At 62.8% G+C, this 17,439-nt stretch carries 13 protein-coding genes; all 13 read right to left on the bottom strand.

Annotation, left to right across the window (positions count from 1 at the left end):
• Nucleotides 1–89: 89 nt before the first annotated feature.
• On the bottom strand, nt 90–1,160 hold the full coding sequence (locus AC07Y2_RS13185; protein ID WP_039768125.1) for an autotransporter outer membrane beta-barrel domain-containing protein: 1,071 nt from the start codon (nt 1,158–1,160) through the stop codon (nt 90–92).
• Between the two features lie 390 nt (nt 1,161–1,550).
• Complete coding sequence (locus AC07Y2_RS13180; RefSeq protein ID WP_085667258.1) at nt 1,551–2,348, bottom strand: endonuclease/exonuclease/phosphatase family protein; 798 nt, start codon at nt 2,346–2,348, stop codon at nt 1,551–1,553.
• Between the two features lie 91 nt (nt 2,349–2,439).
• Complete coding sequence (locus AC07Y2_RS13175; RefSeq protein WP_039768126.1) at nt 2,440–3,201, bottom strand: PIG-L deacetylase family protein; 762 nt, start codon at nt 3,199–3,201, stop codon at nt 2,440–2,442.
• A 183-nt stretch (nt 3,202–3,384) separates the two neighbouring features.
• Nucleotides 3,385–4,044, bottom strand: coding sequence for a glycosyltransferase family 2 protein (locus tag AC07Y2_RS13170; RefSeq protein WP_103386156.1), 660 nt, complete (start codon nt 4,042–4,044; stop codon nt 3,385–3,387).
• A complete protein-coding gene (locus AC07Y2_RS13165; protein WP_103386155.1) occupies nt 4,041–4,640 on the bottom strand; it encodes a class I SAM-dependent methyltransferase in 600 nt (199 codons plus the stop codon). Before AC07Y2_RS13165 ends, AC07Y2_RS13170 begins: the two co-directional genes overlap by 4 nt.
• Entirely contained in the window at nt 4,637–5,395 is a 759-nt protein-coding gene (locus tag AC07Y2_RS13160) for a PIG-L deacetylase family protein (protein ID WP_085646459.1), read from the bottom strand. Before AC07Y2_RS13160 ends, AC07Y2_RS13165 begins: the two co-directional genes overlap by 4 nt.
• Entirely contained in the window at nt 5,392–6,390 is a 999-nt protein-coding gene (locus AC07Y2_RS13155) for an acyl-CoA dehydrogenase family protein (RefSeq protein ID WP_103386154.1), read from the bottom strand. The genes AC07Y2_RS13160 and AC07Y2_RS13155 overlap by 4 nt, the downstream gene beginning before the upstream one ends.
• A 1-nt stretch (nt 6,391) precedes the next feature.
• Nucleotides 6,392–8,551 (bottom strand): glycogen debranching protein GlgX, encoded by a 2,160-nt coding sequence (gene glgX, locus AC07Y2_RS13150; RefSeq protein WP_039768131.1) that lies wholly within the window; start codon nt 8,549–8,551, stop codon nt 6,392–6,394.
• Nucleotides 8,552–8,659: 108 nt separating this feature from the next.
• Entirely contained in the window at nt 8,660–8,992 is a 333-nt protein-coding gene (locus tag AC07Y2_RS13145; protein ID WP_103386153.1) for a DUF2934 domain-containing protein, read from the bottom strand.
• Between the two features lie 29 nt (nt 8,993–9,021).
• A complete protein-coding gene (locus tag AC07Y2_RS13140; protein ID WP_103386152.1) occupies nt 9,022–11,799 on the bottom strand; it encodes a malto-oligosyltrehalose synthase in 2,778 nt (925 codons plus the stop codon).
• Nucleotides 11,796–13,874, bottom strand: coding sequence for a 4-alpha-glucanotransferase (malQ, locus tag AC07Y2_RS13135; protein WP_103386151.1), 2,079 nt, complete (start codon nt 13,872–13,874; stop codon nt 11,796–11,798). The genes AC07Y2_RS13140 and malQ overlap by 4 nt, the downstream gene beginning before the upstream one ends.
• Nucleotides 13,871–15,673: a malto-oligosyltrehalose trehalohydrolase gene (gene treZ, locus AC07Y2_RS13130; RefSeq protein ID WP_039768135.1), complete on the bottom strand. Its 1,803-nt coding sequence runs from the start codon at nt 15,671–15,673 to the stop codon at nt 13,871–13,873. Before treZ ends, malQ begins: the two co-directional genes overlap by 4 nt.
• Before the next feature lie 18 nt (nt 15,674–15,691).
• Entirely contained in the window at nt 15,692–17,278 is a 1,587-nt protein-coding gene (gene glgA / locus AC07Y2_RS13125; RefSeq protein WP_039768136.1) for a glycogen synthase GlgA, read from the bottom strand.
• Nucleotides 17,279–17,439: the final 161 nt, after the last annotated feature.

Below are 17,439 nucleotides of genomic sequence, written 5' to 3'. Positions count from 1 at the left end.
GGACGCTCCGCGTTCCAGCTCTGGAAGGGACGCGGAGCGTCCCGGGCTGCATTCCCACGCAGAGCGTGGGAACGATCATGCAGAAGAAGTTACCAGCGCATCCGGATCCCCAGGCTGCCAATCAACCCGTTCAAGTCGTTGTCGTCCACGTCGCTGCTGTAATCGGCGCTGACGTACAGGCTCACCGTCGGCGTCATTCTCGCCACCAGCCCCAGGCCGACTTCCACCGTCGAGGACTTGCGGCTGCTGCTGATCTTGTCCACCTGATCCAGCGTCACCGTGTTGCCGGTATACACCGTGTGCCACAAGTTCGTGCGCACGTAGGGCTCGACGGGCAAACCGTTCAGGTCATAGCTACCTTTCAAACGCGCACCGACCCGACCGCTCCACGATGAAATGTCGCTGGAAGACGCATTGCCCGAGCCCGCATAGGGCGTGTCGAGGGTGATGCGCTGATTGATCAATTGCGCCTGCGGTTCAACGACCCAGTTTTCCCCCAGACCGATCGGGAATCCGCCTTCCACCGAAAGCGTCATCGCGCTGCCTTCGGTGGCCAGGCGTGCGCCTTGCTCGTTACGGCTGAAACCGCTGACCCGGCCGCCACTGGCCGACAGATCGACGTGCCAGCCTTGTGGGCCAATCAGGCTGTAGTAAGCGCCCAGGCTCTGGCCTTGCAGGTTGAGGGTGTCGGTGGTCGGGTCGGCGAGGGCGCGGCTGGTGATCAGGCCGTTGCCATTGCCCCTGATCTGATTCACACCGCCGATCAGGCCGACTTGCTGGGTGTGGCCGCTGCTGCTTTTCAAGGTCAGCACGGCGGGTCCCTTGAAGTCACCGGTGCCGGGTATGGCGAAGCCCGGGCTGAGGACGTCGGTTTGCGCCTGACGGGACGTCGGACCGTAAAGCTGCTCCCAGGCCGAGGGGGCGAGGTCTTCGGTAATCAGCTTTGTACCGCGCAGGTCCGGCTGTGGGCTGAGCCGTTGCGGGCCCGGAGTCACGACCGTGGCGGGGAGGGTCATGACGGGAATGTCCTGGCGATACCAGGGCGTCGCCTCGTCCGCCACAGGACCCGCCTGCGCCTCCATGGACGAGCACAGCAAGATAGAACTTGAAACAGTGCAGAACGTAACTTTGATCTCTTGTGAGGTGAGTGAGGTTTTCATGGAGTTCTACCTTGCTAGCGCATGTGGTATCTCGCCTTGGCGTCTCTCCTACCCCGAACGAGGGGCGACCGAATGGAGCGTGGCGAACCCGTGGCCGCCCGTTTTGACGAGTAACCTGGGGTTCGCCCCGAGTAGTATTTCCGGGGGTAGTAAGGTAGAGCTAAGAAGACCCCAGCCCTTGCGTCAAGAAATTGGACGATGAGCGGTCGGGTCAAAACGGGTGATGCAAGTTTTTGTTTTTCCGCACTTATCTAAGTTCTTGTTTGTAGAGCTAAACGCTGTGGAAGCCGTGAGGCAGAGATCTTTCGCAACCGACAGTCGGTCTGCGAAACCGGGCCTGGCGACCAATTTCGCATCGTTGCGTATGTAAGGACAGCTGTCAGTATCGCGCTATAAATGCACTTCAACCGCCAGCGGCAAATGATCCGAAAGATGCGTCCACGGTTTGTTGCCGAGGATCTGCGGGTCGTGGCTGCTGGCATTGCGCAGGTAGATCCGATCCAGTCGCAGCAGCGGGAAACGCGCGGGATAAGTCTTGGCCGGGCGGCCGTGATGGCGTTCGAAGGCTTCGTGCAGGTAGTCGCGGCGGGCGAGGGCGACGTTGCCCTGCAACTGCCAGTCATTGAAGTCGCCGGCGATGATCACTGGCGCGTCGTCGGGCAGGGATTCGAGCAACTGACAAAGCAACTGCAACTGCAATTGCCGATGGCTTTCGAGCAGGCTCAGGTGTACGCAGATGGCATGCACTTCGGCATGCCCCGGCACATCCAGTACGCAGTGCAACAGCCCGCGCCGTTCCGGGCCGGTGATCGAGACGTCGAGGTTGCGATATTCGCGGATCGGGTATTTCGACAACAGGGCGTTGCCGTGATGGCCATCGGGATAGACCGCATTGCGGCCGTAGGCAAAGTCACTCCACATGCTGTCGGCGAGGAATTCGTACTGCGAGGTCTGCGGCCATTCGTGGTAGCGGCTGGAATGCCGCTCGTGTTCGCCCACCACTTCCTGCAGAAACACCAGATCGGCTGAGGTGCTGCGCACCGCTTCACGCAGTTCCGGAAGGATGAAACGTCGATTGAGCGCGGTGAAACCCTTGTGCGTGTTGACCGTCAGCACCCGCAGGCGATGGATGGAGGACGGGGTGGAAATCTGCGCGTCGACGACATGACGCTTGGGATCGCTGGACACGTTCACTCCTCTGAATCATGACTGCCTGTTCATGCGACTGATCCGGGCGCGGGCAGTTCACTTTGACTGGCTGCCCGCGCCCGATGGACAGTCAATCGACGAAGACGATCTCGTAGGGCAGGCGCATACGCTCCAGAATTGACTTGGGCAGCAGCGGCGCGATACCGATCGCCGGTTCGCCATTGAGCTGGCTGGCGTAGGCGTGGGTGGCGTGGCTCTTGCGCGCAACGGTCCAGGTGTCGAGGCGCAGCTTGCGTGCGCGATGCCACGGAATCTGTCCCTGATCGCGTTCCGGCCAGTGCCAGGCCCAGACCGGGACATCATGGTAGGTTGCACCGGCCAGTTGTGCAGCCTTCGCGCTGGCCCGACCGACCACTTCATGATCAGCGGTGCCATCTTCGCACCAGGTGCTGAAGACCACATCACCGGGGCGCAGATAGCGGGCGATGAATTCGGTCAATTGAGATTCCTGATCGTGCAGGGCGTTGTCAGTGAAACCACCGCGCACCCATTTCAGGCTGTGCATCGGCAAACCGAGGCGGCGCAGGGCTTCGACGCTTTCCTGCGGACGGAACACGCTCAGGCGTTTTTCCGACCACTGGCGCGAGCCCGGATGACTGGCGCTGCCATCGGTGATCGACAGCAGTTGCAAGGGATGACCGAGGCTGGAAAGCAGTTGCAGCAAACCGCCGCAGGTCACCACTTCATCACCGGGGTGCGGGGCGATGACCACGGCACGGGCGCCGGGTGGCACCAAGGTGTGGGTATTGATGACGGGAATGTTGTCGAGCTGCGGGGCGCTGTTCCAGATCTGCGCCGGCAGGCCGTTTTCGCTGAGGGATAACGGTTTCATGAGTGATACGTCCTTGTTGTGTCACGCCCTCAGTCGTCCGCGCCGTGATGCTGCCAGGCGTGTACGACCCGTGAAGGCTGGTGGATAGCCCTGCAGCGCTCCGAACCCTGGATTGCTGCGCAGCAGAGTATTGCTCAAGACGGGCGGTTCGTCGCGTCACAGATCAATCTGATCCGCTTTTTTTTATTCAGTCTGTGCCAACTGTCGCAGATAGTCGCCAAAACCGCCGCGTGCGCGGCTGTCCAGACGGGCGCTCGTGATGACTTGCGGGCGATGACTCCAGGCGATGCTGGCCCCTGAACGCTCCAGTTGTCGCACCAGCTGCACGTCTTCATCGCAGGACAACGGCTCGAAGCCGCCGGCGCGGACGTAGGCTTGTGCGCTGACACCCAGATTGGCGCCATGGATGTGCCGGTGACCCTCACAGGGCTGGTAATGACCGTGATAACGAATCTGCGCTGCTTCATCGAACCCGTCATGCCAGCGCTCGACCGTCACCGTGCCGCACACGGCATCGGTGCCCAGCCCCAGTTGCGCCACCAGCCAATCCTCCGCTACGCGGCTGTCGGCGTCGGAGCAGGAAATCCAGCGCGCACCGCGCTCAAGCAATTGCTGCGCACCGATGGCCCGCGCCTGGCCGACATTGCGCGCTTTGATGCTCAAAGCTTGCACCGGGTATTGGCTGACGATGTGCGCCGAACGATCGGTGCAACTGTCCAGAACCACCAGAATTTCCACCGGCTCACCCGCCAGCATGGGATGTCCGCCAGCCCGCAGTGCGGCGTGCAGGCAGTCATCGAGCCATTCTTCTTCGTTGTGCGCAGGGATCAGGATGCCAATCATCGCAACCCCTCCAGCGCGGCCACCGAACGCGGTTCGCGGCTCCAGACTTCCAGCAGGAAATCTGCCTCCTGATGCAGGACCAGTCGTGGCATGTGCAGCTGTTCGTGAATCAGGTCATGGACCTGGCGAGCATTGAGCGGGCAGCCATCGATGGGCGGGCGCCAGTGACAGGCCAGCAATTGACCGTCCGCGGCCAATGAATCGCTGATGCGATGGATGACCTCTGTCAGATCCTGCCGGTCCAGGTAGTAGCCGATTTCGCTGAAGACGATCAGGTCGAATTTTTCCTCAGGCCAGTCAACAGGGAGGCGACCCTGCCGCACCTCGGCGTGGTCGAACAGGCTCAGCCGGGTACGCGCCAGATTGGCTGCGGCGGCGCTGGTGTCGCAGCACAACAGCCGATCGCAGCGCTCGGCCAGCGCGGCACTCAGTTCGCCGTTGGCACAACCGGGCTCGAAGATCGCCTTGTAATGCGGGCGGGACAGGGCCGCCAGGGTGACAAGGCGTTTGCGCTGCTCGTACCAGCGCTGGCGGAAGCCCCAGGGGTCGTTATTACCGGCGAACAGGCCTTCGAAATAGCGATCCTCGACACTCATAGAAAGACCACCTCGAACGGTTGCAGCAAACGGTCGATGACATAGGGCGCGAGCACCGGTGGCAGGCCTGCGTCGGGATCGCCTTCCAGCTGACTGGCGAAGGCGTGCACCGCGTGACGCTTGCGCGCGACCTGCGCCGGGCTGAGCAGGATTTTGCGCGCCCGCTCCCAGGGCACGATGGCGTCTTCCGGCGTCGCCCAGTGCCAGGTCCAGACCGGCAGCTCGTGGCAAATCGCACCCACGCGGTACGCTGCTTCGACGCTGGCGCGGCCGACGGCCTCATGGTCGCTGTGGCCGTCTTCGCGCCAGGTGGTGAAGATCACGTCGTCGGGTTGCAGGTAGCGGGTCAAGTAGTCACACAGCATCGACTCGCGCGCGGCGACCTGAGTGTCGGGGAATCCGCCGCGCAGCCATTGCACCTGATGCATGGGCAGGCCAAGGCGACGCAGGGCCTCGGCGGACTCCTGCGGGCGCACCACGCTCAGGCGCTCCACCGGCCAGCGCTCCGAGCCAGGGTGACTGGCGCTGCCATCGGTGACCGAAATCAGTTGCAGGGTGCGGCCCGCCGCTGCGAGCTGTTGCAACAGCCCGCCGCAACCGAGCACTTCATCATCCGGGTGCGGTGCGATCACCACGGCCCGGGATCCCGGCGGAACCAGGTCGAGAATGTCGATGCTCTCCACCGCTGCCAGATGACGCGAGCCCTGCCACTCATGCAAAGAGGTTCCTTCACCGATGATCGGATTGCGCTTCATAGGGCCCAACCCTCGCGTGGTTGCTGCGCAGCCAGTTGGCCCAGTACTGCCAGATCCCGTTCGGCGTGGCTCTGGCGCAGATACACCGGCAGGTCGGCCGCCAGGCGGGCAAAGTGCGGATCCTTGCAGAACGGCCCGGCACCGAGCGCCCGACCTGTCTCGCGAATGACCTGTTCGGCGGCATCTTCGACCACGGCGCGTACACGGCGGGCCAGCAACTCGGCGTTGGCGTGGGGATTGCTGTCGATGTCCAGCGCACTGACGCGCAGCGCTTGAGCTGCGGCGTGCAAGGCGCTGTCGACGGCACCGAGACTGGCCAGCGAATGAGGTTCTTCACGTCGGGCACATTGCTGGCGCAGCTGTTCACCGATTTCCCTCGCGGCGCCGTACCAGCACGCGGCGATCCCGATCCCGCCATGCCAGAAACCCGGACGTTGCAGGTAGTCGCCAGGATCGCCGATCGCCTGGGCCTCGACCTCATCGAACAGCACCTCGACGCTGCCGGTGGCGGCCATGCCGACCGCTTGCCAGCCTTGATCGGTGACGGTCACCCCCGGTTGGTCGAGGGCCACGGCCACCAGTTGCTGACGCTCGTCCTTATCCCACGCTGTCAGCAGGGCATGACTGAGCACCGCCGCCCCGGAACACCAGGCCTTGCGTCCATTCAGCCGCACCATTTGCCCGGAACGGCTGACCCGAACCCGCGCCTGCGGTGGTTCGGCGGCCCACATGCCCCACGTGCTCCCGGGCGTCGGCGAGCCACCGAGCTGCTCGATGATTGCCAACGCATCGGTATGGCCTTCGTAGAGTTTGCACAGCCCCAGATCATGCCCACCGACCTCGGACAGCCGTTGCCAGCGCTCCAGCGTACGACCGCTGCCGGGTAGCGGCAGGCGATCAAGGCCGGCCTCGACCAGTTGCCGCAGACACAGGCCGAGGGCGGCAGTGTCGCGGTAGTCCGGCGCGTGCCGTGAGAGATAGACGGGCAAGTCCATGTCAGTCCTCTTCTTCGCGTTGCAGTTCAAACAGCAGCAGCGAGCGTCCGGTGACCGAGTACTCGTGACCGAACTCAAAACGCTCCTGGCCACGGATTGATGGCTGGTTGGTATCGATCATGCACGTCCAGAAACTGCCTTCAGGCACTTCCGGCAAGGTGAAGTTGACGATGTCGTGATGGGCGTTGACCACCAGCAGCAACGTGGCGTCGCCACCCTTGCGGCGGATCCCGGTTTCCTGGGCGCGACCGTCAAGCAACATGCCCATGCAGCGATTCTGCGCGTCATGCCAGTGTTCGGTGGTCATTTCCGTGGCGTCCGGCGCAAGCCAGGTCACGTCCTTGACGCCGATGTCCTCGTTGTATTCGCCGACCAGGAACCGCCCGCGGCGCAGGATCGGATACGCCAGGCGCAACTTGATCAGGCGTTTGACGAATTTAAGCAGCGCCTTGCCGTCCTCGCTCAGGTCCCAGTTGACCCAGCCGATCTCGCTGTCCTGGCAGTAGGCATTGTTGTTGCCGTCCTGGGTACGAGCGAATTCGTCACCGGCCACCAGCATCGGCGTGCCTTGGGACAGCAGCAGGGTGGCGAAGAAATTGCGCATCTGCCGGTGGCGCAGCGCATTGATTTCCGGATCGTCGGTGGGCCCTTCGACGCCGTGGTTCCAGGACAGGTTGTTGTTGCTGCCGTCCTGATTGTTTTCGTCGTTGGCCTCGTTGTGTTTGTCGTTGTACGACACCAGATCGTTGAGGGTAAAACCGTCGTGAGCAGTGACAAAGTTGACCGACGAATAAGGCCGGCGACCGCGCTGGTTGAACATTTCCCCGGAGGCGGTCATGCGGCTGGCGAAGTCGGCGAGTTGGCCGTCGTCGCCTTTCCAGAAGGCACGCACGGTGTCGCGGAACTTGTCGTTCCACTCGACCCAGCCCGGCGGGAAATTGCCGACCTGATAACCGCCGGGGCCACAGTCCCAGGGCTCGGCGATCATTTTCACCTGACGCAGCACCGGATCCTGGCGGCAGGCCACGAGGAAACTGTGGCGTTCGTCGAAACCGTCGTGATAGCGACCGAGGATGGTCGCCAGGTCGAAGCGGAAGCCGTCGACGTGCATTTCACTGGCCCAGTAGCGCAGCGAGTCGGTGACCATTTGCAGCACGCACGGATGGCTCAGATCCAGGGTGTTGCCGGTGCCGGAATCGTTGATGTAGAAGCGCTTGTCGTCCGGCATCAAACGGTAGTACGAGGCGTTGTCGATCCCGCGCATCGACAGGGTCGGGCCTTGCTCGTTGCCTTCGGCGGTGTGGTTGTAGACCACGTCGAGAATCACTTCGAGATTGGCGTCGTGCAGGTGCGCGACCATTTCCTTGAACTCGGCAATCTTGCCGCTGGCCAGATAGCGCGGATCCGGGGCGAAGAACGCGATGCTGTTGTAGCCCCAGTAATTGGTCATGCCCTTGTGCAGCAAGTGCTGGTCATTGACGAAGGCATGGATCGGCAACAGTTCGACGGTCGACACCCCGAGTTTGCGGATGTGCTCCAGCACATCGTCGACCATCAACCCGGCAAACGTGCCGCGCACATTCTCCGGCACCGAAGGGTGGCGCATGCTGATACCGCGCACGTGGGTCTCGTAAATGATGGTCTTGTCCCACGGCACGCTGACGCGCTGGTCGTGGCCCCAGGTGTGGGCCGGGTCGATGACCTTGCACTTGGGAACGAAAGGCGCGCTGTCGCGCTCGTCGAAACTGAGGTCGGCGTCCGGGTGGCCGATGGTGTAGCCGAACAGCGCCTCGGACCATTTCAACTCGCCCACCAATTGCTTGGCATAGGGGTCGATCAGCAACTTGTTGTGGTTGAAGCGGTGGCCGTTGGCCGGGTCGTACGGTCCGTAGACCCGGTAACCGTAAATCAGTCCCGGATGCGCATCGGGCAGGTAGCCGTGGTAGATCTCGTCGGTGTACTCCGGTAGCTCGATGCGTTCGAGCTCAACTTCGCCGGCATCGTCGAAAATGCACAGCTCGACCCGGGTGGCGTTGGCGGAAAACAGCGCAAAATTCACCCCCAGACCATCCCAGGTCGCGCCGAGCGGGAAGGGCAGGCCTTCACGGATGCGCGAGGGTTCGGCGTGCGCGGCGGGCTCGGCTTTCTTTGGACGGGTCATAGGTGCTCCTGCAATAAAATCGGGGATGGGCATTTTTCGAGGACGAGTGCGCCCTCGGTGGCGGGCGAACCCGCCACACGGTTATTCAAATCAATGGTTTTGGACGTGTCAGACCGCAGGCGGCTTGCGCGGCGCGCGGGGCTTTTTCTCGGTGGCTTTTTCGCCCGGGGGAATCACTTTCGCGGCACTGGCAGGCTTGGCCTTGGCCGTCGTGGCCTTGGGTTTGGCAGCGGGTGCCTTGCCATCGACTGCTTTGCTGGTGGCGGTCTTGCCGGCGGTTTTACTGCCGGCAGCCTTGGGCGATTTTTTCGGTGCCAGCGCCTCGGCTTCGGCGAGCTTGCGCGCCATCTCCCAGTGGCGGGCTTCCTGGCCCTCGGGTTTTCCTTCGGATTCCCAGATCTGATAGGCGAATTCGCGGATGCGTTTATCGTCGGTACTCATCGCAATGCTCCTGAACTGAACTCATGCTGCTAGACGTGTTGGATAAGCAGATTGACCGGGAAATCCCCCAGCGCGGCGCTGACCTGCAGCTCCCTGTTTTTTGTGACTGCGGTGCTCGAAAAAAGTCCCTTCGGATTTTCGTCAGAGGCGTCGAACGGTAAAACCACCCGTGTATCGCCCCAGCGCAGCGCATCGACCATGGGTAGGGCACTGTTTTCCAGCAGTGTTGCGCAACGGATCGGCACGATCACGATGATCCGTCGCTCCCCATGCTCGCGGGCAAACGCGAGCACGTTGTGCGCCTGGCTGCCCAGCACCTCGAGGGCCTGGTACGAACCCTGGCGAAACAACTCGGTGTGGTCGGCGCGCAGGCGCAGCACCTCGGCGATCAAAGCTTGCTTGATTCGCCCGTCGCGCCAGTTCACCAACAGTTCCTGGACCGGTCCCGGTGCCTCCAGCGCCTGTTGCCTGGCGACGTAGTCCACTGGCCGGCGGTTGTCCGGGTCGACCATGCTGAAGTCCCAGAACTCGTTGCCTTGATACAAGTCCGGCACTCCCGGCACCGTCATGCGCAGCAAGGTTTGCGCCAGACCGTTGAGGGCGCCGGCGGCGGCGATGTTGTTGACGGTCTTGGCCAGCGCTCCGCGCAGCAGTTCGCCTTCAGGAGCCAGCAGCAGTTGTTCGGTGAACGCCTGGGCTGCGTTTTCGTAGGCTTCGTTCGGCGCGCTCCAGCTGCTTTGCAGCTTGGCTTCGCGCAGGGCTTTCTGCTGCCACTGCCAGACACGTTTGGCGTAGTCGGCGAAACCGGCCTGATCGTCGTCACGCAATTCCAGCGGCCAACTGCCGAGCAGCGCCTGATAAAGGATCAGTTCGTCCGCAGACGACGGCAGCTGATCGTCATTGCGCAGCGGACGGGCGAGGGCGCGCCACAGCTCGATCTGTTCGGCGTACCAATTGCTGCGCTCGCTGAGCACGGCCAGCCGCGCGCGGGTGTCTTCCCCGCGTTTGTGGTCGTGGGTGGCGGTGGCCAACAGATTGTCGGGAAAACTCTCCAGACGTTGCAGGTTCACCGCGTGAAAGTCGCTGACCGGCGCACTGAACTGTTCGGTGTTGTAGCCGACGTCATTGCGCGACAGCAGCACCGCCGAGCGATACAGCGCGGTGTCTTCCACCGCTTTGGCGGCGGCCGGCGAAGTGAGCTGTTGAAAGCGCACGCAGGCATGGCGCAGGATTTTGCGCGAGCGCCCACGGGGTTTGCGCCGCCATGGCTGACCACCGAGCCAACCGGCTACGGAGTCCAGCACTGGCCAATCGGCTTCGCTCAATGTCTGCCGTGCACCGTCCATGGCCTGCTGGAAAAACACCTCGTCCCGGGCCGAGCGGCCCATCGGGGTGATGTAGGTGCGATAGACCGGGAAGTGCACGATCAGCGCCTGCAACACCCGGCGGATCGAGCCGAGCGTAAGGTCGCGGGTCATCAGGTCGTCGCGTGCCACTTGCAGCAGGGCCTGGGCGACGCTTTCGCAATCGCTGGCCAGCGAGCCGTTGAGGATCTGCTGGCGCGCCAGTTGGGCTTCTTCGATGAACGCGGCGGGGCGCTCGGTACGGCGTTGCCACAAGTCACCGAGCACATGTTCGCCGTCCGGGTCGTGTTGCAGCAGTGACAGCTGGTTCATGAATTCGTAACCGGTGCTGCCGTCCACGGCCCAGTCGGTGGGCAGGGTTTCGCCGTCGCCGAGAATCTTCTCGACGTAGATCGGCAAGTGTCGGCCCGGTGCCAGGTGGTTGAGGCGGCGGCGCAGTTTGCGGCAGTAACTGCGCGGGTCGGCGAGGCCGTCGATGTGGTCGATGCGCAGGCCGTCGATCAGGCCTTCGCCGATCAACTGGAAGATCTTGCCGTGGGTCGCTTCAAACACCGCCGGACGCTCGACCCGCAAACCGCCGAGTTCGTTGATGTCGAAGAAACGCCGCCAGTTGATGTCATCCGCCGCGGTGCGCCAGCTCGCCAGGCGATAGCTTTGCCGCTCCAGCAATTGATGCAGGCGCTGAAAACCTTCTTCGGTCTTCGAATCGTAGTGCGTCAGGTTGCGCTCAATTGCTTGTAGAACGTCGGGGTCGCTGGCCAGTTGCTGAAGTTCTTCCTTGAGCGGGAGGGCCAGCGAGCGGGCGTCGGTCTGATAACTGAGCGCGCTGAAGCGGTCGGCGAGGGCTTTGAGCGCTTCGTTCGAGGTGTCATCGGCTTTGAGCAGTTCGCCGTAATCGCCGGGGCAGATCGGGAAGTGATGCTCGTAATGCTCGACGTGGAAGGTGCCGCTCTCGGCGCTGAACACCAGCGGCAGGGTCGCGTCCTGCAACGCGACGCCATAGTCACTGCCGAGAAACGGCAACAGCAACTGGCCTTCCATCAATGGGTCGGGCGAGTGCCACTGAATGTCGAAGAACTCGCCGTAGGGGCTGAGCCGTCCCCATTCGAGCAGGTCTAGCCACCACGGGTTGTCCCCGCCACCGACTGCCATGTGATTGGAGACGATGTCGAGGATCAGCCCCATACCGTGCTCGCGCAGGCTGGCGACCAGACGACGCAAGGCTGGCTCGCCGCCAAGTTCCGGATTGACCCGGGTCGGGTCGACCACGTCGTAACCATGCATGGAGCCGGCGCGCGCGGCCAGCAGCGGCGAGGCATAAATGTGGCTGATGCCGAGTCGGGCGAAATACGGCACCAGCGGTACCGCCTGATCGAGGGTAAAACCGCGATGAAATTGCAGGCGGACCGTGGCGCGCAGTGTCGGGATAGGCAATGCACTCATTGGTCACGCTCGGCTGCCTGAAGGCGGGCACACGCCAATAGTTCCAGGCGTCTTGCGGCGTCGACACCGTCGAGCAGCGTCTCACTGGTGGCCGGCAAGCGGCGTGACCAGTTCGGGTGGGTGTCGATGGTGCCGGGCAGGTTGGCCTGTTCGTCGAGCCCCAGCGCATCTTCCAGCGGCAGCAATACAAGCGGCGCGCGGGTGTGGCCGAGGAAACGCACAGCGGCGTCGACCACCTGATCGGCCTCGTGGGATTCCTCGCGAAAGTTCTGCGGGTCCTGGCTCAAGGCACTGCGCAGGCCTTCACGCTCGCGTTCGCGGTAACGGCGCCAGTCGATTTCGCCGTTGGCATCGACCAGCCCGAGCCGCGCGTTCCAGTCGATGTCGCGGCCATGCCACCAGCCGTTGAGCGTCGGCAGATCGTGGGTGCTGGTGGTGGCGAGGGCGTTGTCCGGCCAGTCGAGGATCGGTTTGAAATGGGTGTTGTCCTGTTCGAACAACAGCACGCGCATGCCGAGCATGGCGCGGGCGATCAGTTTTTCCCGCAGGCCATCAGGCACGGTGCCGAGGTCTTCACCGAGCACGATCGCTTGATGACGATGGGATTCGAGGGTCAGCAGACGCAGCAAGTCGTCCACCGGGTAATACAGGTACGCACCGTCTGCCGGGGCGGAACCGTTGGGGATGACCCATAACCGTTGCAGGCCCATGACATGGTCGATGCGCAGCCCGCCGGCGTGGGCGAAGTTGGCGCGCAGCATCTCGATAAACGCGCGAAAACCGTTGCGCACCAGGCCTTCCGGGGAAAACGCGGAAATCCCCCAGCCCTGTCCGGAGCGATTGAGAATGTCCGGAGGCGCACCGACGGTCAGCGAGGCGAGCAGTTCGTCCTGAAAACTCCAGGCCTGGCTGCCGGCGCCGTCGGCACCCACCGCCAGGTCGGCGATCAGGCCGATGCCCATGCCGGCGCTGCGGGCGGCGGTCTGGGCACGTTCCAGGCAGCGGTGAATCAACCATTGGCAGAACGCGAAGTAACTGATGCGCTCGGCGTATTCCTCGGCAAACGCGCCGAGCGCTGCGCCGCGCGGGTCGTGCCAGTGTTCCGGCCATTCGCGCCAGTCGAGGCTCTCGCCACGGGCGGCGCGCATTTCCTGGATGGCTTCGAAGCGGCAGTGGTTTTCCAGCGCTTCGCCGCCCGCATCGCGGAAGCTGGAGAAGTCGGCGTGCAACGGGTGTTCGCCGCTGATGAAACCGTCGTACAAGGCTTGCAGCAGTTTCAGTTTGGCCACGGCGGCTTTCGGCCAGTCGATCAGTTTCAGGTTTTCCAGTTGCTTGAACTGATCGGTCAGGCCGGCGGCGTCAATCGCATCGCGCAGCGCGCGCTCGCCGAGTATGGCCCCCGGTGCGGCATACAGCGGATTGAGAAACAGCCGACTGGACGGCGAGTAAGGGCTGTAGCGCCCGGTGTCGGCGCTGAACATCGCGTGCAGCGGGCTGATCGCCAAGGCATCGGCGCCGCGTTCGCCGGCCACCCGGGCCAGTTCTTCCAAAGCCTGGGTGTCGCCGAAACCGCCATCGCCGGGGCGGCGCAGGCCATAAAGCTGCACGCTCAGGCCCCACGCGCGCGGGATCGGGCTGTCCACCGCGTCACCCACGCTGAAGCAGCGTTCCGGTGCCACGGCCAGGGTGAATTGCTGATCGGCGATGTGCACTTGCTGATAGCCGACCGGAATCTCTCCGGGCAGTATCGACTCCGCATCAAGCCGCAGGCTCAAGCGCGAGCCATCCTCAAGGTGAATCTCACAAGGGGTTTCTGGTTCGAAATAGCGGGCCAGATCCACGCCCACGCCGACATCGGCAGTGAGCAATGGCGGCAGTTGGCGATTTTCCTGTGCCTGTTGCAGTTCAAGCAGGCTGGCGTCGATTTCCTGGGCGGTGCTGGCGGGGTGGCCGAGACCGATCAGCACATTGCGAAGCACGGCCGGGGCGACTTTTTGGGCTCGCCCGTTGGCGTCGATCCAGTCGACGGCAAGGCCGGCTCGGCTGGCGAGAATTTCCAGTTGCGCATCGCTCATAGGCGCTCTCCATCCAAGGGGGGCAAAGGGGTTGCGGCCGTGAGGCTGACGAGCGCGCAATACGGGGGCAGAAGGCCCTTATCCGACATCTCGGCAGCGGGGGGCTGTTGAAACAGCCACACCGCGCCGGTCCGTGGAGGGTTGACCACCGCCGTCCCGCTGAGGTTCAGGTCGATTCGCAACTCACTGCCATCGCCCAGTCGCCAGCGTGCGCTGACCGCACCACGGCCTAACATCTGCGCGCCAAGGGCCTGGGTGCCGGACAGGTTCGGGATGATGTAGCGGTGACGCAATTGCAGCAGGTGACGATAGAGCTCATTCGTTGCCTGCTGGCGCGGTGTGCCATTACCGGACCGCGTTGGCCGCGAGGCGTGGAAGGTCGATTCGGCGTTGGGGTCGGGTATCCGTTCGCGCTTATGCGGGTCGGTGAACGCACTGAATGCAGCGAACTCGTTGCGACGGCCTTCTCGTACCTGTTTCGCCAGTTCGCCGTGGTGGCTGGTGAAGAACAGAAACGGTTGCTCGGCGGCATATTCATCGCCCATGAACATCAGCGGAATCATCGGCGACAGCAACAGCAGCACCGTCGCCGCCTCAAGCGCGCGCGGATCGGCCAACTGATGCAGGCGCTCGCCGAAGGCACGGTTGCCGATCTGGTCATGGTTTTGCAGGAACAGTACGAAGGCAGTGGACGGCAGATGCTCGCTGGGCTCGCCCCGTGGTTCGCCGTGGCGGGTGATATGCCCCTGAAACACGAAGCCCTGGCTCAGGCAGCGGGCCAGTTGTTCGGTCGGTTGCAGAGCGTAGTCGGCGTAGTAGGCATCGGTTTCGCCCGTCAACAACACATGCAAAGCGTTATGGCCGTCGTCATTCCATTGGGCGTCGTAATTTTCTTCCAGCAGGCTCGATTGGTTGAGTTCGTTCTCGACGGTCAACCATACATGACGGGCAGGGTCGACCTGCTGGCGGACACGCTGCGCCAGTTCGGGCAGGAAGTCCTGACTTTCTATTGCATGAACGGCATCCAGGCGCAAACCGTCGAAACGGTATTCCAGCAGCCACATCAGTGCGTTTTCGACGAAGAAGTCCCGCACTTCGCGACGGCGAAAGTCGATGGCCGCGCCCCACGGGGTGTGTTTGTCTTCGCGGAAAAAGCCCTTGGCGTAGCGATGCAGGTAGTTGCCGTCCGGACCGAAATGGTTGTAGACCACGTCGAGAATCACCGCCAGACCGTGGCCATGGGCGCTGTCGATCAGATGCTTGAGTTGTTCCGGAGTGCCATAGGAGGCTTGTGGCGCAAAATGCAGTACGCCGTCATACCCCCAGTTGCGATAGCCGGGGAATTGTGCGATCGGCATCAGTTCGATAGCGGTGATGCCCAGCGCGGCCAATCGGGCCAGATCCTTTTCGACCTCGTCGAATCCGCCTAGCGCACCCACATGCAACTCGTAGATCACCGCTTCATTCCACGGCCGACCTCGCCACGTTACGTGCTGCCATGGATAGGCGTGGGGATCGACCACCACGCTGTGACGGTCGATATCACCGTCCTGCGCCCTGGAGGCCGGGTCGGGCACCTCCAGTTCGCCGTCGATGTTGAAACGGTAGCGGCTGCCGGCAGGGCAGCGGGTCTTGATGACAAACCAGCCATCGCCCTGGGGCAGCATGGGCAGCGACTGGCCGTTGCCCAGCTCGACGCTGACGTAAAACGCATCCGGCGCCCACAGCGCAAATTGTGTGTGGTCGGCATCCAGCATGATCGCGCCGTGGGGCCAGCTTTCAGGTGTCCGTGACGGCATTGTTGTAAAGCTCCCTGGTTATTTGTGGTGCGTTTTTCCCAGCGACTTGGCCACCAGTTGTTCGTAGAGTTCGGCGTAGGGTTCGACCGCCTTGCACCAGTTGAATGGCGCGGCCATTGCCCGGCAGCGCATGGCGTTGAGCAGTTCGGGAAAGGCAAATACCTTGAACGCGCGGCTCAGGGCTTCGCGGTAGCTGTCGGCGGTCGATTCGTTGAACAGGAAACCGGTAACACCGTTTTCGATGGTGTCGGCCAGCCCGCCAGTGTTGCGCGCCACTGGCAGCGAACCGAAACGCTGGGCGTACATCTGACTCAGACCGCACGGCTCATAACGCGACGGCATCAGCAGGAAATCGCTGCCGGCGAACATCCGCCGGGCGTCGGTTTCGTTGAAGCCGATGCGCACGCCGATCTGGCCGGGGAAGCGCAGCGCCAGTTCGCGCATGGCTTGTTCTTCTTCCGGCTCGCCACGGCCGATGATTGCGATCTGGCCACCGTTCTGCACGATGTATTCCGACACCGCCTCGGTCAGGTCGAGGCCTTTTTGATAGACCAGCCGCGAGACCACGGCAAACAGCGGGCCTTCCGATTGTTCCAGGCCAAACAGTTCGCGAACGTGGGCGGCGTTGACCGCTTTGCCTTCCCAGTCGCCGATGGCGAACGGTGCGAACAGGTGCGGGTCGGTGGCGGCGTCCCAGCTTTCATCGATGCCGTTGGGGATGCCGCTGAGCAAACCTTGCTGGGTCTTGGCGGCGAGAAAACCGTCGAGACCGCAGCCGAAATCCGGTGTGGTGATTTCCTGCGCGTAGGTAGCGCTGACCGTGGTGATATGGCTCGAATAGGCCATGCCGGCCTTGAGGAACGACATTTTGCCGTAGAACTCCATGCCTTCCTGTTGCAGGGCATGGGCGGGAATCCCGAGTTCGGGGCATGAGCCCAGGCTGGTCACGCCTTGATAGGCCAGGTTGTGAATGGTGAACAGGGTCGGCGTGCGTTGCCCGCGCCAGTGCATATAGGCAGGCGCGAGACCGGCCGGCCAGTCGTGGGCGTGCACCAGATCCGGGCACCAGTGGATTTGCGCGAGGTTGGCGGCGATATCGGCTGCGGCCAGACCCAGACGAGCGAAGCGAATGTGGTTGTCCGGCCAGTCGCGACCATTGTTGGCGCCGTACGGGCCACCGTCACGGGCGTAGAGTTCAGGGCAGATCAAGACATAAATGACCAGACCGTCGGGCATGTCCATGCGCCCGATCTTGCAGGGTGGCAGTGCAGCGTGGCCACCCAGTTCACCGATGATGTGAATCGGATTTTCGCTGTTCATGACCTGCGGGTAACCCGGGATCAACACCCGCACGTCATGCAGATGTGCCATCGCGCGGGGCAGGGCGGCAGAAACGTCTCCCAGACCGCCGGTTTTCACCAGATCGGCGATTTCCGAGGTCACGAACAACACTTTTTTCTTGTTGGGGTTCTGACTGGCTATCGGCGTCAGTGTCTTGGTGATCGGGACGCTGATCGATCGGCTGCCGGGAACGCTTAAAGTGCTCGATTCACCCATCGGCTGATGAGCCCGTTCTCCCTGAATTTCCAATGCCGCACTGATCATATGAATCTCCCGTCTTTTTGATCTGATTCTTGTCTTGAACATGCGATGTCCATGGCCAGGTCCTGTGGCCGGGCGCAAACACGCCACGCATGAGTGAGCAAAACGCTACCCGACACGTGCAAGCAGAATGGGTGAGGGGGCCATTGCAAGACTTGAACCAG

This window comes from Pseudomonas sp. GW456-12-1-14-TSB6 (genome assembly GCF_059424205.1).
Note: the sequence above shows the minus strand (reverse complement) of the source record. Positions and strands in the feature narration are given on the sequence as shown.

What these genes read in the sequence shown, in the direction of transcription:
- AC07Y2_RS13185 (WP_039768125.1), bottom strand. Translation starts at nt 1,160, where the DNA reads ATGAAAACCTCACTCACCTCACAAGAGATCAAAGTTACGTTCTGCACT.
- AC07Y2_RS13175 (WP_039768126.1), bottom strand. Translation starts at nt 3,201, where the DNA reads ATGAAACCGTTATCCCTCAGCGAAAACGGCCTGCCGGCGCAGATCTGG.
- AC07Y2_RS13170 (WP_103386156.1), bottom strand. Translation starts at nt 4,044, where the DNA reads ATGATTGGCATCCTGATCCCTGCGCACAACGAAGAAGAATGGCTCGAT.
- AC07Y2_RS13165 (WP_103386155.1), bottom strand. Translation starts at nt 4,640, where the DNA reads ATGAGTGTCGAGGATCGCTATTTCGAAGGCCTGTTCGCCGGTAATAAC.
- AC07Y2_RS13160 (WP_085646459.1), bottom strand. Translation starts at nt 5,395, where the DNA reads ATGAAGCGCAATCCGATCATCGGTGAAGGAACCTCTTTGCATGAGTGG.
- AC07Y2_RS13155 (WP_103386154.1), bottom strand. Translation starts at nt 6,390, where the DNA reads ATGGACTTGCCCGTCTATCTCTCACGGCACGCGCCGGACTACCGCGAC.
- glgX (WP_039768131.1), bottom strand. Translation starts at nt 8,551, where the DNA reads ATGACCCGTCCAAAGAAAGCCGAGCCCGCCGCGCACGCCGAACCCTCG.
- AC07Y2_RS13145 (WP_103386153.1), bottom strand. Translation starts at nt 8,992, where the DNA reads ATGAGTACCGACGATAAACGCATCCGCGAATTCGCCTATCAGATCTGG.
- AC07Y2_RS13140 (WP_103386152.1), bottom strand. Translation starts at nt 11,799, where the DNA reads ATGAGTGCATTGCCTATCCCGACACTGCGCGCCACGGTCCGCCTGCAA.
- malQ (WP_103386151.1), bottom strand. Translation starts at nt 13,874, where the DNA reads ATGAGCGATGCGCAACTGGAAATTCTCGCCAGCCGAGCCGGCCTTGCC.
- treZ (WP_039768135.1), bottom strand. Translation starts at nt 15,673, where the DNA reads ATGCCGTCACGGACACCTGAAAGCTGGCCCCACGGCGCGATCATGCTG.
- glgA (WP_039768136.1), bottom strand. Translation starts at nt 17,278, where the DNA reads ATGATCAGTGCGGCATTGGAAATTCAGGGAGAACGGGCTCATCAGCCG.